General features: G+C 60.7%; 10 protein-coding genes and 3 tRNA genes. 7 read left to right on the top strand and 6 right to left on the bottom strand.

Annotated elements, in window-relative coordinates; genetic code table 11:
- Window positions 1-2 precede the first annotated feature (2 nt).
- A complete protein-coding gene (locus ACZ9XP_RS08095; RefSeq protein WP_147682717.1) occupies window positions 3-371 on the bottom strand; it encodes a response regulator in 369 nt (122 codons plus the stop codon).
- Window positions 372-632: 261 nt separating this feature from the next.
- Here ACZ9XP_RS08095 and ACZ9XP_RS08100 point away from each other — a divergent pair, with 261 nt between their 5' ends.
- The 4 genes from ACZ9XP_RS08100 (at window position 633) to ACZ9XP_RS08115 (ending at window position 2,181) form a co-directional block, all read left to right on the top strand.
- Window positions 633-1,859, top strand: a complete 1,227-nt coding sequence (locus tag ACZ9XP_RS08100) for an aspartate kinase (protein WP_147682719.1) — start codon at window positions 633-635, stop codon at window positions 1,857-1,859.
- 65 nt (window positions 1,860-1,924) lie between these two features.
- Window positions 1,925-2,018, top strand: a tRNA-Ser gene (locus ACZ9XP_RS08105).
- 6 nt (window positions 2,019-2,024) lie between these two features.
- Window positions 2,025-2,101, top strand: a tRNA-Arg gene (locus tag ACZ9XP_RS08110).
- Between the two features lie 4 nt (window positions 2,102-2,105).
- A tRNA-Glu gene (locus ACZ9XP_RS08115) sits at window positions 2,106-2,181 on the top strand.
- Window positions 2,182-2,335: 154 nt separating this feature from the next.
- Here ACZ9XP_RS08115 and ACZ9XP_RS08120 read toward each other — a convergent pair.
- The 3 genes from ACZ9XP_RS08120 to ACZ9XP_RS08130 form a co-directional block, all read right to left on the bottom strand.
- Entirely contained in the window at window positions 2,336-3,583 is a 1,248-nt protein-coding gene (locus ACZ9XP_RS08120; protein ID WP_147682721.1) for a DUF1615 domain-containing protein, read from the bottom strand.
- Between the two features lie 112 nt (window positions 3,584-3,695).
- The gene (locus ACZ9XP_RS08125) at window positions 3,696-4,439 is read right to left on the bottom strand and encodes a transporter substrate-binding domain-containing protein (RefSeq protein WP_147682723.1); all 744 of its coding nucleotides are present in this window, start codon (window positions 4,437-4,439) and stop codon (window positions 3,696-3,698) included.
- A 12-nt stretch (window positions 4,440-4,451) separates the two neighbouring features.
- On the bottom strand, window positions 4,452-6,092 hold the full coding sequence (locus tag ACZ9XP_RS08130) for a methyl-accepting chemotaxis protein (RefSeq protein ID WP_465188242.1): 1,641 nt from the start codon (window positions 6,090-6,092) through the stop codon (window positions 4,452-4,454).
- 222 nt (window positions 6,093-6,314) lie between these two features.
- Here ACZ9XP_RS08130 and ACZ9XP_RS08135 point away from each other — a divergent pair, with 222 nt between their 5' ends.
- Together ACZ9XP_RS08135 and ACZ9XP_RS08140 are read left to right on the top strand one after the other, a co-directional pair.
- The gene (locus tag ACZ9XP_RS08135) at window positions 6,315-8,615 is read left to right on the top strand and encodes a YgiQ family radical SAM protein (RefSeq protein WP_147682730.1); all 2,301 of its coding nucleotides are present in this window, start codon (window positions 6,315-6,317) and stop codon (window positions 8,613-8,615) included.
- Window positions 8,616-8,733: 118 nt separating this feature from the next.
- The gene (locus ACZ9XP_RS08140; protein WP_465188243.1) at window positions 8,734-10,209 is read left to right on the top strand and encodes a protein adenylyltransferase SelO; all 1,476 of its coding nucleotides are present in this window, start codon (window positions 8,734-8,736) and stop codon (window positions 10,207-10,209) included.
- Between the two features lies 1 nt (window position 10,210).
- Here the strand turns inward: ACZ9XP_RS08140 and ACZ9XP_RS08145 are convergent, their stop codons facing one another.
- A complete protein-coding gene (locus ACZ9XP_RS08145; protein ID WP_465188244.1) occupies window positions 10,211-11,389 on the bottom strand; it encodes a GGDEF domain-containing protein in 1,179 nt (392 codons plus the stop codon).
- A 257-nt stretch (window positions 11,390-11,646) separates the two neighbouring features.
- On the opposite strand from ACZ9XP_RS08145, the gene ACZ9XP_RS08150 reads away from it, so the two are divergent.
- Window positions 11,647-12,501, top strand: a complete 855-nt coding sequence (locus ACZ9XP_RS08150) for a 2-hydroxyacid dehydrogenase (protein WP_465188245.1) — start codon at window positions 11,647-11,649, stop codon at window positions 12,499-12,501.
- Here ACZ9XP_RS08150 and ACZ9XP_RS08155 read toward each other — a convergent pair.
- Window positions 12,498-13,670, bottom strand: a complete 1,173-nt coding sequence (locus tag ACZ9XP_RS08155; protein WP_465188246.1) for a GGDEF domain-containing protein — start codon at window positions 13,668-13,670, stop codon at window positions 12,498-12,500. The two genes, ACZ9XP_RS08150 and ACZ9XP_RS08155, sit on opposite strands and share 4 nt — an antisense overlap.
- Window positions 13,671-13,756 lie beyond the last annotated feature (86 nt).

Consider the following 13,756-nt stretch of genomic DNA (forward strand, 5'->3'; position numbering starts at 1 on the left):
GCTTACTGCCGCAATAGCGCATTCACTGCCTTCAGCAACAGCGGGGGTTGCAGTGGCTTGGTCAGCCACGCCGTAGCCCCGGCAGCGCGCCCGGCCGCCTTCATGCTGTCGCTCAGCTCGGTGGTCACCATGATCACCGGCACCTGTACCAATGCCGGGCGCTGGCGCAGTGTGCGGATAAACTCCAGGCCGTTCATCTCGGGCATGTTCAGGTCGCTGATGATCAGCGACGGCGTGTGTTTGTCCAGCTGCAGCAGGCCTGCTTTGCCGTTTTCCGCCTGCAGTACCTTGTAGCCGGCATCACTCAGCGCTTCGCAAGAGATCTGTCTGAGTACCGGGGAGTCGTCTACCACCAGGATAATGTGTTTCATTGTTCGCCCTGTCTGCCCTGCCCGGCGCGGTTGTCTGTGACCAGCTTCTCTTACCATGCTAGTTGGCCGCATCCGCCTGTCAAATGATGCGTACAGTTGCCGTAGGTTTTCAATGGTATTTTGTATCCATTCAACAGCCGTCCCCCGTGTGCCGCATGGCAGCAAAAAAGCAGGCCAAATGCGCTACAAGTGCCTTGCCATAAGGGGGTGTATCGGGACAGAATCATTGTCCGACATCCCAACCCTATTCAAGAAAATAAAATGGCACTTATCGTACAAAAGTACGGCGGTACCTCGATGGGCTCCCCTGAGCGCATCAAGAACGTGGCCCGCCGTGTCGCCAAATGGAAAGCCCAGGGACATGATGTAGTGGTGGTGGTTTCGGCCATGAGTGGTGAAACCAACCGCCTGATCGCCCTGGCTAAAGAGCTGCAAGAGTTCCCGGACCCACGCGAGCTCGACGTGGTGATTTCTACCGGCGAGCAAGTCACTATCGGTCTTCTGGCCATGGCGCTGAAAGAAATCGGTGTGAATGCCAAGAGCTACTGCGGCTGGCAAGTGCGTGTGGTAACGGATAGCGCCCACACCAAAGCCCGCATCCAGTCCATCGACGAAGCCGCCATGCGCGCGGACCTGAACGCCGGCCGCGTCGTGGTTGTGGCCGGTTTCCAGGGCCTGGACGAAGACGGCAACATCACCACGCTGGGCCGTGGCGGTTCCGACACCTCGGCCGTGGCCATGGCTGCGGCGCTGAAAGCCGACGAATGCCAGATCTATACCGACGTGGACGGTGTGTACACCACCGACCCGCGTGTGGTGCCGGAAGCCCGCCGCCTGAAGACCATCACGTTTGAAGAGATGATCGAAATGGCCAGCCTGGGCTCCAAGATTCTGCAGATCCGCTCTGTCGAGTTTGCCGGCAAATACAAAGTACGCCTGCGCGTGCTCTCCAGTTTTGAAGACGAGGGCGAAGGCACACTGATTACGTTTGAGGAAGATGAGAACATGGAAAAGGCCGTAGTGGCAGGTATTGCGTTTGACCGTAACGAAGCACGCATCAATGTGAAAGGCGTGCCGGACAAGCCAGGCATCGCTTACCAGATTCTGGGCCCGATTGCCGATGCCAATATCGAAGTGGACATGATCATCCAGAATGTGGGCGAGAACGGCACGACCGATTTCTCTTTCACCGTACCGCGTGGCGAATACCAGCAGGCGCTGGCTATCCTGCGCGATGTGCAGACCCATATCGGTGCCGGCAAGATCGACTCTGACGACAAGGTGGCCAAAGTGTCCATCGTGGGCGTGGGCATGCGTTCGCACTGCGGCGTGGCCTCCACCATGTTCCGCACGCTGGCGGAAGAGGGCATCAATATCCAGATGATCTCTACCTCTGAAATCAAGGTGTCGGTACTGATCGACGAGAAATACCTGGAGCTGGCCGTACGCGTGCTGCACAAGGTATTTGGCCTGGATCAGCCTGCATAGGCAAAATTATTGCAAGTAGTGGTTGACAGAAGGCTAAGTGTTAATTAATATGGCGTTCTGTTGACGGAGAAATGGCCGAGAGGTCGAAGGCACTTCCCTGCTAAGGAAGCATACGGGCTTAAACCTGTATCGAGGGTTCGAATCCCTCTTTCTCCGCCACACAGCGCACCCGTAGCTCAGTTGGATAGAGTATTTGGCTACGAACCAAAGGGTCGGGCGTTCGAATCGCTCCGGGTGCGCCACTAGGTCCCCATCGTCTAGAGGCCTAGGACATCGCCCTTTCACGGCGGTAACCGGGGTTCGAATCCCCGTGGGGACGCCAGTTTCAGTAAAAAAGCCACCTTCGGGTGGCTTTTTTGCGTTTGTTTTCCGCTGTAGGCTTGTGCGCGGTGGCGGTGTCCCCCAGCGCTTATTGTCTTGCCTGGCATGAAAAAAGCCCTTTCGCTCGCGAAAGGGCTTTTTGTCGCGGTTGGCGATCAGCGCCGTGCCAGGCAGCGCTGGTAGCGGCCATCGACACGGTCGGCAAACCACGCGGTGGTGAGCTTGCGCGTGATCTTGGGGCTTTGCAGGCGAATGTCTGGCATCAGCTCGCGCGGGGCTTTGCGGCCTTGCTGCTGGTCGGCCAGCTGCATGATGCGGCTATAAAGCGGTGTTTGCGCGAAGCCGGCGCTTTTTTCCTGTTTCAGGTCGCGCAGTATGTCGGCGTCGCTCAGGCCCAGGCGGGTGCGCAGCTTGGCCAGTGCTTGTTGGGTGCTGCTGGCATCGCGGCCGGGTTGGCCGTTCTGGTAGCGCAGCAGGTCGCCGTCCAGTGCCAGCTTGCTGCCACTCAGCTTGGCCACGGCTTGCTGGAAGGCGGCATTGCGGCTGGCGTAGCGCCCGGCATTGAAGTCGGCAAAGCGGTAACGCATGTCGGTATACGGGGCCGGGTATTGCAGCAAGATGGCGCTGCCGAAATAGACGCCGCCTTTGCGGCTGAATACTTCATCGCGGATGCTGCCGTTGCGCGCGTAAGGGTAGGGCCAGGCGCGCACGTGTGCTTCGGCAAACTCCACGCTGACCTGCATGGGTCCACCGGTGCGGATGGGGTTTTTCATGCCGACGGGCAGGCCCAGCTTTTGCGCCTCGGACGATATGTCTTCAAACAGGTCGTTCATTTCCTTTTCGGTGCGCAGATTATCGATGCGCTCCTTGTAGCTTTGGCCGTTCGGCGATTTTTTCAGGAAAGCGGTTTTTACCAGAGCAAGCGGGATGTAGTAGTTGTCCACCTTGTCATTGATCTTGCCCCAGACAATTTTGGGCAGACCCGGTACGACTGGGTCGGCCTGAAAGGTGGATTCCTGCTCGATAACGGCAATCACCGCACAGTAGTTTTCGGCGGTGTGCGGTATCTGCAGGCTGCCGAATGCCGAGACCAGGTCGTCGCGCCAGCCACTGCGTGGTTTTACGTAGTCGGGCAGCAGCTTGTCCAGCAGCGCCTTGGGGTTGGCCGCAGCAGGTTTGGCCGGTGGGGTGACGATAACCGGTGGAGTGGGTGGCGCGGGCGGTGTGGCGGGTAGCACCGGCACGGTGCCGGCCGGTTCGCTGGCGGGTGCTGGCAACGCGCTGCTGGGGGCATTTTGCTGAATGATGGGTGCGGGTACCGGCTGGCTGGCCAGCGGGCTCACCGGTGTGGCGCAGGCGGCCAACATGCCGCTGCTGCCTAGCAGGCAGAGGAGTTTTTTCATGGTGCAGGGCCAGAATGCAATGCGGCATTCTAGCCCAGTGTGCTTTCGCCCCGCTAACAAAACCCCTGTGTCAGTTTGGGCTCAGGTGTACTGCGTGTTTTGCTGGCGGCGTTTAGCTGTAGCGCTTGAGAATGCGCTGGTATTCGCCATTTTGCTGTATCTGCTTCAGGCCCTGGTTAAAGGCATCACGCAGGGTAGGCTGGCGAAACAGGACGCGATAGGGCAGCTTGATGAAAATGTCGTGGTAGCTCACTGGCAAGGGGGTTTCGCCAAAGTCGGTTTGCATGCGTTTATTCATGTAGTTGAAGATGCGGTGGTCCGCTACTACCACATCGACGCTGCCGCGGTAGAGCAGGCGGTTCTGGTCTATCTGGTTACCGGTTTCATGGTAGTCAGGGTGCTTGGCCGCCAGCGCGGCAAATTCGGCACCGAGATACTGACCGGCCAGCGGGAAGGCGGAGACGCTGTAGCCGGCCAGGTCGGCAATGCGGTGAATAGCCAGCCGCCGCTGGGTGAGGGTAATGGCCTTGTCTTCGTAGCTGATATACACATCCGAATACGCGCCTTTGGCACCCGACTCCGGCACGATGGTGGCGACCGCGTCTATCTTGCGATCTGCCAGGGCTTGCGGCAGGCGCTTTTGCGACAGGAATACCGGCTTCATCTCGTATTGCCGGTTTTTCAGCGCCGCCCGGATGATATCCAGCTCGATGCCGGCTTCCAGTTGCGGAATCACATAGGGCTCCAGCGATTCGCCAAACGCCACGGTGACGGTGGTTTGTTGCGGGCTTGCCAAGGTGGCTTGGCAGGCCAGCGTGAGCAGTATTGCCGCCAGCCAATGCGGTGAAACAGCCATGTGCAGCCCTGTTTAGAGTGTGAATCGGTGGCTGGCTTGTTCCAGCTTTTGCGTGGTCTGGTCGGCAACGCGAATCAGGCCGTACAGCCGGTCAACCGCTTCTTGCTGAGTATGCGTATCTTGCAGTACCTCGCCCAGCTCCTGCTGGACCTCCTGTCGCAGCTGCTGGCTGCCCTGTATTTGTTCCACCACATGTTGCAAGGCCTGGCCTAGCGAATTGATGCTTTCTTGCAGGGCGCTCACGCTGTGGCTGGCTTGCTGTACTTTATCCAGCCCCTGCTCGGATTGGGCCAGGCCTTGGCGAATGCTCGTGGCCGCTTCGGTGGTGGAGCGCTGCACGGTGCCCAGAATCTCGTTGATGCTGCCGGTGGATTGTGCCGTGCGTTCGGCCAGCTTGCGTACTTCGTCGGCGACCACGGCAAAGCCGCGGCCGCTTTCCCCGGCGCGCGCCGCCTCGATGGCGGCATTCAGCGCCAGCAGGTTGGTTTGCTCGGCGATCTCGTGAATGGTGTTGGCTACCCCCACGATCTGGCCTGCTTTCTGGGTGAGCTCGTCCAGCAGCACGGTGGTTTCGCGCACCGTTTCTACCACGTTGGCCAGTACTTCACTGCTTTGCTGCAGGTCGCGGCCACTATTGCCGGCCGACTCGATGGCGGCCACCGAGGTGGACGCCGAGTGTTCGCTGTCGTTTGCCAGGCGCGCCAGGGTGTCGGTGAGCGATTGCACCTGTTCGCTCATCTGGCCGATGCGCTCGCGCTGGCGGCTGGCCAGCTGTTGTACTTGTGCGGCCTCGTGCTGGATATCGTGCTCGTTGCCCTGCAGCTCGCCGGCGGCGTTTTGCATCTGCACGATAAGCTGCTGCAGGCTGTGGCGCATGTCTTCTGTGCTTTGGCCTATCTGGCCCAGCTCGTTATCCGGCTGCGGCGGCAGTGTCAGGTTGAGCTGCCCTTTGGCCAGGCCGGCCATGGCTTTACGCAGCTGGTCTACGCTGCGGCGTTGCTGGCGGCTGATCTGGTGTACCAGGACAATGGACAGCAACAGCACCAGCACAATGGTGCCTGCCAGAAACAGCCGGCCTTGGTGCACCAGTTGTTCGGCGCGCTTTTCTTCTTCGGCCAGCAGGGTGTTCTCGCGTTTCACCAGTTTGTCGATTTCGTAGCGGTGCTGCTGGTAATGGTTGGCCAGCTGGGTGAGCACGCTACGTGTATCTTGCTCGGCCAGCCGCTGCGGAAAGTACTGCTCGCGTGCCAGCTTGAAAAACTCGCGTGCGGGCTTGTCAGAGGCTTGCAGCAGCAAGCGCTGGCTTTCATCGTTCAGCGGCATGCGCTGCCAGTATTCGTGGCGTGCCTGGAACTCTTTTTCCAGCTCCAGCACCCGGTCCTGATAGGTACGCACGGCAGACAGGCTTTGGCTATGCTGAGCCTGCATCACCACCAGATAGGATTCGATGATATAGCGCGGCGGAGGCAGAATATCGGCAATCAGGTCTTTGCCTTGCACAATGCGGCTGTATGCCGGGCCGTTAATGCGCAGCTCTTCCAGCTGGCGCCAGGACATGCCGCCGGTGAACATCAGGCCGATGCCGACAATGGATAGAACCAGCAGAAATTGCGCCCTGATGGACAAACGGGCTAGCCACGAGTGAGTAGGCATGCTGATGTACTCTGGAATAGTGTCCAATCATTATCGAATACTAAAGAATAGTGAGCAAATTACTTCAGGGTATTTTGTGATTCTAGTGTGGTGCAACGCGAAATCCAGCCTGCTGACAGGGTTATTTTCTCGCTATGTTGATGAAAGAAAAGCATTTTTTCAGGTGAAAGCGCCGACGCTTTCTGGCACAATGCGCGGTCTTTCAAGAAACACCTGCACACAATGACGCTTCCTGCCGCACCCCAAGCCATTAACAGCTACCGCAAGTACTGGGCGCAACGCTTTGGTACCGCCCCTTTCCTGCCTATGAGCCGTGCCGAAATGGACGAGCTGGGCTGGGATAGCTGCGACATCATCATCATCAGTGGTGACTGTTATATCGACCACCCCAGCTTCGGGATGGCACTGGTGGGCCGCTTGCTGGAAGCGCAGGGTTTCCGCGTGGGCATCATTGCACAGCCGGACTGGAACAGCGCCGATGCCTTCCGCGCGCTGGGCAAGCCCAACCTGTTTTACGGCGTGACCGCCGGCAACATGGATTCCATGATCAACCGCTACACGGCCGACCGCCGCCCGCGCTCGGATGACGCCTACACCCCGCATGGCGAGCCGAACAAGCGCCCGGACCGTGCTGTGACCGTGTACGCGCAGCGCTGCCGCGAAGCCTACCCCGGCGTGGGCGTGATGATCGGTTCTATCGAAGCATCGCTGCGCCGCATCGCCCACTTCGACTACTGGAGCGACAAAGTGCGCCAGTCGGTACTGGTAACGTCCAAGGCCGACATCCTGCTGTACGGTAACGCCGAGCGTGCGCTGGTGGAAATTGCCCACCGCGCTGCCCGTGGCGAGAAGCTGTCCGAGATGCGTGATATCCGTGGTACTGCCTTTATGGTGCCGCACGGCTGGAAGCCGGACGACGAATGGCAGGAGATGGACTCCAGCGTGGTGGATGTTCCAGGCAAGGTGGACGTGATCCTGAATCCGTATCAGGAGATTCCCGAGCAAGCTGCTGAAGCCACCGCGGCCAATGATCCGACCAAGCCGCAAGTGATCCGCATCGAATCGCGTGAAGAGCGCTTGGCCAAGCGCCGCGCCGAGCGTGCCAAAACCGTGATCCGTATTCCGTCTTACGAGGCGGTAGCGCACGACCCGGTACTGTACGCCCACGCCAGCCGCACCCTGCACCTGGAGTCCAACCCCGGTAATGCCCGTGCGCTGGTCCAGCTGCACGGCACGCGCGACGTGTGGCTGAACGCGCCGCCGATTCCGCTGACTACTGAAGAAATGGACTTTGTGTTCGGCCTGCCTTACGCCCGTAACCCGCACCCGGTGTACGGCGACGCGCATATCCCGGCGTGGGAGATGATCAAGTACTCGGTCAACATCATGCGCGGCTGTTTTGGCGGCTGTACCTTCTGCTCGATCACCGAGCACGAGGGCCGCATCATCCAGAGCCGTTCGGAAGAATCCATCCTCAAGGAAATCGAGGAAATCCGCGACAAGACGCCTGGTTTTACCGGCCACATTTCCGACCTGGGCGGCCCCACGGCCAATATGTACCGCCTCAGCTGCAAGGACCCGGCCATCGAGCGCTCCTGTCGCAAGCTGTCGTGCGTGTTCCCCGATATTTGCGAAAACCTGGGTACCGACCACGGTCCGTTGATCCAGCTATACCGCAAGGCGCGCGCGCTGCCGGGTGTGAAGAAGATCAACATCCAGTCCGGCCTGCGTTACGACCTGGCGGTGAAGTCGCCGGAGTACATCAAGGAGCTGGTGCAGCACCACGTGGGCGGCTACCTGAAGATTGCCCCGGAACACACCGAAGACGGCCCGCTGTCCAAGATGATGAAGCCGGGCATGGGCGCTTACGACAAGTTCAAGGAGCTGTTCGAGCGCTTCAGCCGTCAGGCCGGTAAAGAGCAGTACCTGATTCCGTACTTTATCGCCGCCCACCCGGGCACCAGCGACGAAGACATGGTGAACCTGGCGCTGTGGCTGAAGAAAAACAATTTCCGCCTCGATCAGGTACAAACCTTTACCCCCACGCCGATGGCGCTGGCTACGACCATGTGGCACACCAAGCGTAACCCGCTGAAACGCCTGTCGCGTAGCTCGGAAAAAGTGGACGTGGTGCGTGATGGCTACCGCCGCAAGCTGCACAAGGCGCTGCTGCGCTACCACCACCCGGATAACTGGCAGATCATCTACGACGCGTTGGTGCAGATGGGCCGCAGCGACCTGATCGGCCACGCCAAGCACTGCCTGATTCCGCCAACACCACCGGGCGACAAGGCTGCCGCGGCGCGCCACCGTTTTGCCGGCCAGAGCCTGGCCGCGCGCGCCAAGGCGCAGCAGGGCCAGCCACGTAGCTACGCCGGTGCCCCGCGTGGCAATGGCAAGCCTGCTGCCGCCAAGACGCACGCAAGTAAACCGGCAGCCAGCAAGCCTGCCGCCGCCAAGCCGGCAGCAGGGCGTGGCGGTGCCGGCAGCAAGCCCGCCGGCAAGGTTGGCCGCGGACGCTAAGCTGCACACGATGGCATGACCCTGGCCGCCTTCACGGGCGGCTTTTTCTCGCCCGCGGCGGCACTTTTGCCGCCAGCAGGGTACCTAGTACTGTACGCATATTGCCCAGGTGGCCAGCATGATACGCATCCCGTTCGAACACAGTTACGCCACGCAGCTGCCTCAGGCCTGCGCTGCGGCCAACCCTGACATGCCTGCTGCGCCGCGGCTGCTGTTCTGGCAGGCCGGCCTGGCCGGCGAGCTGGGGCTGGACACCACCGGCGCGGATGACGCCACGTTGGCCGCGCTGTTTTCCGGCGCGCAGCTGCCTGCCGCTGCGCAGCCGGTGGCGCAGGTGTACGCCGGCCATCAGTTTGGCGGCTACTCGCCCCAGCTGGGCGACGGCCGCGCCTTGCTGCTGGGCGAGGTGGTGGATACGGCGGGGCAGCGCCGCGACATTGCGTTCAAGGGCAGTGGCCGCACGCCGTTCTCACGCCGCGGCGATGGCAAGGCCGCGGTAGGCCCCATGCTGCGCGAGCTGATTATCGGCGAGGCCATGCACGCGCTGGGCATCCCCACCACGCGCGCGCTGGCGGTAGTGGCCACTGGCGATACGGTCTACCGCGACCGCCCGCTACCCGGCGCCGTACTGACGCGGGTGGCGGCCAGCCATATTCGCGTAGGCACCTTTGAATACTTTGCCAACCGTGGCGACGAGGCCACGCTGCGCCAGCTGGCCGCGTACACGCTGCAGCGCCACTATCCGCAGCTGCAGCATGCGGCCAACCCTTACCTGGCTATGCTGGAGGCGGTGTGCCAGCGCCAGGCCAGCCTGCTGGCGCAGTGGATGCACGCCGGTTTCATCCATGGCGTGATGAATACCGACAATATGACCCTGTCCGGCGAAACCATCGATTACGGCCCCTGCGCTTTCATGGATGCTTACGACCCGGCTACGGTGTTCAGCTCCATCGACGAGCGTGGCCGCTACGCCTACGGCAACCAGCCTGCCATCGCGCAGTGGAACCTGGCGCGGCTGGCCGAAGCGCTACTGCCCCTGCTGGATGCCGCGTCGATGGACGACGCCGTGGCGCAGGCTACGGCGGTGATCCAGGGTTTTCAGGCGCATTACCAGCAAGCCTGGCTGGCGCAGGCGCGGGTCAAGCTGGGCCTGGCGGATGCACAAGAGGATGACCAGTCCCTGGCAGAGGACTGGCTGCTGATGCTGCATCGTCAGCGGGTGGATTTCACGCTGGCCTGGCGTTATCTGGCCGATGCGCTGGAGGGCGAGGCGCCGCGTCTGACCACGCTGTTTGCACAGCCGGCCGTGCTACAGGCCTGGCTGGCGCGCTGGCAAACGCGGCTGGTGCTAAGTGGCCGGCCGGCGGCACAGGTGGTTGGCAGCATGCGTGCGGCCAACCCTTTGTATATTGCTCGCAACCATTTGGTAGAGGAGGCGTTGGCGGCTGCCAGCGAGTATGGCGACACGGCTCTGGCCCAGCAGCTGCTGGCGGTGCTGGCCCAGCCCTTTACCGAGCGTCCGGGGCTGGCGCGCTATACCCAGCCGGCCAGTGCCGAGCTGGCGCTGGGCTACCGCACCTTCTGCGGTACCTGAACTACACCAGGCTCACGGCCAGGGTCGCCGCTTCGATGCGGTTGCGGCCATTGTGCTTGGCGCGATACAGCGCTTCGTCCGCGGCAGCGAGCAGGCTGTCCATGTCGATATCGGGCAGCGTGCCGCTGGCTACCCCGAAGCTGGCGGTGAGCTTGAGTGGCCTGCCATCGAAATCCAGTGTCTGGCTGGCCAGCGTCTGGCGCAGGTTTTCGGCCAACTCCAGCCCCTCTGGCAGGGAACTGTCGCGCAGCACCATGGCAAACTCCTCGCCGCCCAGGCGGAATGCACGGAAGCGGTCGGTACTGCGCGACAGCATCTGGCGGCCTACATGCTGCAGCACTTCATCGCCGATATGATGGCCAAAGGTGTCGTTAATGGCTTTGAAATGGTCGATATCCACAAAAATCACACAGACGCGCAGCGGGTGACGCCGGGGTTTTTCAATATATGTCCGGGTAAGCGAGCGGCGGTTGCGCAGGCCGGTGAGCGGGTCGCGGTGTGACAGCATATGCAGCTGCCGAGTGAGCCGGGTGCCAATCCGCACAATAGACATCATGTTGAAGAATGCTGCCATCACCATATAGAACATGGCCTGGTTCACGTTGATGTCACTGCTGACCGTGAGCTCGGGCAAGCCGCTTTCGCCTATCAGCAGGCGGGCAATGGCGCGCACGATCAGATAGGTGGCAAACAGGACCAGTGGCACGTGCAAAATCCACGTAGACATGCCGGGAAACTCGTTGAGCGAGGGGCGGTGGATGCGTGAAACACCCCACAACACGATACTGCCGAGCATGAGGTTGAGCAGGGTGATGCGGTAAGGGGCTGTGGCGTCCGGCAGCCCGAGCAAGAATGACAGCCAGCCCGCTAGCGCGGTCAGCAGCCAGATATGGCTATGTGGCAGGGCGCCCAGATCAAAGAATGTCAGGTAAGCATTACTGCCATACAGAAACCCGGCCACCAGCAGGGCCGACATGACGGCATAGGGCACGGCCAACAGCATCACATCTGGTGGCAGGATCGCGACCAGCAGCAGGCCGGAGGCCATGCAAGTGGCTGCCATCGTGTGCTGTACCAGCTGTTTTCCCAGGCCGCGTAGCTGCGTACCGGACAGTAGCCAGGCAAGGGCGTAAAGATAAAGCTGGGTGACCAGAAGCAGCCAATGGGCGTGGTATTGCATAAACTTCCTTGGCGGTTGGCTTATCTATATCTATGGTTTTACTAGAGATATCATGGTTTTTCAAATTTACGCGCATACTCTTTTCATAATTATTGAAAGATAACAGCGTAAGGCCAAGCCATGCCTTGGCGGCGTTGAGTTACTGGTTTATAAGTGGGTGTCTCCTTTTTGTCTGCCTTGCCATGATCCTGCTCCATACCCCAAGTGCAAAAGAAGTTGCCGCCTATTTGCCCCTGTTTCAGGCTGCACTGCCTGCTATGCCGCTAGCAACGCTGGAAACCCTGCAACAACCGGAACAGGTACGCTATGTCATTACCTTGGGCCCGCCACCAGGCCTGTTTGCCGGTTTGCCTGCCTTGCAGGCGGTATTTGCGTTGGGGGCCGGGGTAGACAAGCTATTGGCGCGGCCCGATCTGCCGGCGAGTGTGCCCATATACCGCTTGCTGGACGGCGGTATGGCGCAGCAAATGGCCGAGTATGTGAGGCTAGGGGTGCTGTCCTATCAGCGGCATATGGACATCTATCGTCGCCAGCAGGCTGCAGGGGTGTGGAAGATGCTGCCACCGCGTTTGCCTGCCGAAGTACGGGTCGGCGTGCTGGGGCTGGGGGAGATCGGTAGCGCAGTGGCGCAGGTATTGGTGGCCGATGGCTACCGTGTCAGTGGCTGGAGCCGTACCCCGCGCCAGTTACCCGGTGTGACCGCTCATCATGGCGATGAAGGTTTGGGCCAGATTCTGGCGAACAGTGATGTATTGGCCTGCCTGCTGCCTTCTACGCCTCAAACACAGGGGCTGCTGGGTGCAGAGCGTCTGGCCAGCCTGCCTGCGGGGGCAATGGTGATCAATGCGGGGCGCGGAGATTTGCTGGATGAAGATGCCTTGCTCGCACTGCTGGATCGTGGCCACTTGCGCGCTGCCCAGCTGGATGTGTTTGCCATGGAACCGTTACCCGCCCACAGCCGCTTATGGCAGCACCCCTCCGTAACCCTGACACCTCACATTGCAGCGATTACCCTGCGCCAGCAGGCAGTTAGCCAGATTGCGGCCAACTTGCAGCGCCTGCAAGCCGGCCTGCCGGCGGAAGGGCGGGTACTGCGCGAACGCGGTTACTAGCTTGCCAAGCTGCAGGTCTGTTCATGGCAGATGCGGTTACGGCCGCTTTGCTTGGCGTGGTACATGGCGCGGTCAGCGGCATCCAGCACCTGTACCAGCTTGTGTTCAGTGGTGCTGCTGCTGGCAATGCCAAAGCTGGCGGTGATGGTGAGTATCTGGCCTTGCCGTATCAAAGGTTTGCTTTCTATCGTCTGGCGCAGCGCCTCTGCCAGCTGCAGGGCATCGGCCTGGCTACCGCCAGGCAAGATGATGGCAAACTCCTCCCCGCCCAGGCGGAATGCCTGGCTCAGCTCGGTATGGTGTTGCTTGAGCAGGCGGCCTATGCGCGATAGCACCACGTCGCCCATGCTGTGCCCGTAGCGGTCGTTGATGTGCTTGAAATGGTCGATATCCAGCACGATCACACTAAAGCGGGAAAACTGCTGCAGATAGGCCTCGGTGAATGTGGCATGCAGTGCACGGCGGTTTTGCAGGGTGGTAAGCTGGTCCTGCAGCGACAGCTTGTGCAGCTGCCTGGCCATACGCGCCCCGATACGCACGCTGGCGGTCAGGTTGAAGATGGCGGCCATCACCATGAAGGCAACGGCTTGCAGCGTATTCATCACGCCGCTGCTGTATAGCTCGGGCACCATGGCTTCGCCAAACATCAGCCGCAGTACCGCGCGCAGCAAGAAGAAACATCCAAACAGGGCCGACGAGGCATGTAGCAGCCAGGTAGCAATGCCCGGAAATTCCTTGAGCGAGCGCTGATGCATCTGCCAGGTCACCATCAGCAGTATGCAGCCGGTCTGTACCGATAACAGTGCCAGCCTTAGCTCGTGCTTGCCTGTCAGGCCCAGTAGCAAAATGGGCGCCGCCGCCACCAGGGTTCCCAATAGTAAATCGCGGTGGCGGTAGCCGTGCAGGCGCAAAAACAGCAAGCTGGCGTTGGCCGCATACAGAAAGCCGGCGATCAACAAGGCAGAGACCAGCGTGTAAGGCCAGGGCTGGCTCAGTATGGTGGCTGGCAAGCTGGCCGACAGCAGCATGCCGGTAGCCAGCAGTATGGCCGACAGGCTGTGCTGCCACAGCAGCCGGCGCATGCTTTTCAGCAGCAGTATGGCGAGCAGCCAACCCACGCCATACAGGTAAAACTGCACAATCAATAGCAGCCAGTATGTTTGAGGCATGAATATTCCGGGCGGAGTGGGCAGCAGGCTGCGAACCGGATCATTGTTGCGATGGCTTGCGGTGGCGGCAATATCTCTATAAACCC

This window comes from Vogesella perlucida, from assembly GCF_979366545.1.

Excerpts from the sequence above, each read along its gene's own strand:
- ACZ9XP_RS08095 (WP_147682717.1), bottom strand. The coding sequence starts at position 371 with ATGAAACACATTATCCTGGTGGTAGACGACTCCCCGGTACTCAGACAG.
- ACZ9XP_RS08100 (WP_147682719.1), top strand. The coding sequence starts at position 633 with ATGGCACTTATCGTACAAAAGTACGGCGGTACCTCGATGGGCTCCCCT.
- ACZ9XP_RS08120 (WP_147682721.1), bottom strand. The coding sequence starts at position 3,583 with ATGAAAAAACTCCTCTGCCTGCTAGGCAGCAGCGGCATGTTGGCCGCC.
- ACZ9XP_RS08125 (WP_147682723.1), bottom strand. The coding sequence starts at position 4,439 with ATGGCTGTTTCACCGCATTGGCTGGCGGCAATACTGCTCACGCTGGCC.
- ACZ9XP_RS08130 (WP_465188242.1), bottom strand. The coding sequence starts at position 6,092 with ATGCCTACTCACTCGTGGCTAGCCCGTTTGTCCATCAGGGCGCAATTT.
- ACZ9XP_RS08135 (WP_147682730.1), top strand. The coding sequence starts at position 6,315 with ATGACGCTTCCTGCCGCACCCCAAGCCATTAACAGCTACCGCAAGTAC.
- ACZ9XP_RS08140 (WP_465188243.1), top strand. The coding sequence starts at position 8,734 with ATGATACGCATCCCGTTCGAACACAGTTACGCCACGCAGCTGCCTCAG.
- ACZ9XP_RS08145 (WP_465188244.1), bottom strand. The coding sequence starts at position 11,389 with ATGCAATACCACGCCCATTGGCTGCTTCTGGTCACCCAGCTTTATCTT.
- ACZ9XP_RS08150 (WP_465188245.1), top strand. The coding sequence starts at position 11,647 with ATGCCGCTAGCAACGCTGGAAACCCTGCAACAACCGGAACAGGTACGC.
- ACZ9XP_RS08155 (WP_465188246.1), bottom strand. The coding sequence starts at position 13,670 with ATGCCTCAAACATACTGGCTGCTATTGATTGTGCAGTTTTACCTGTAT.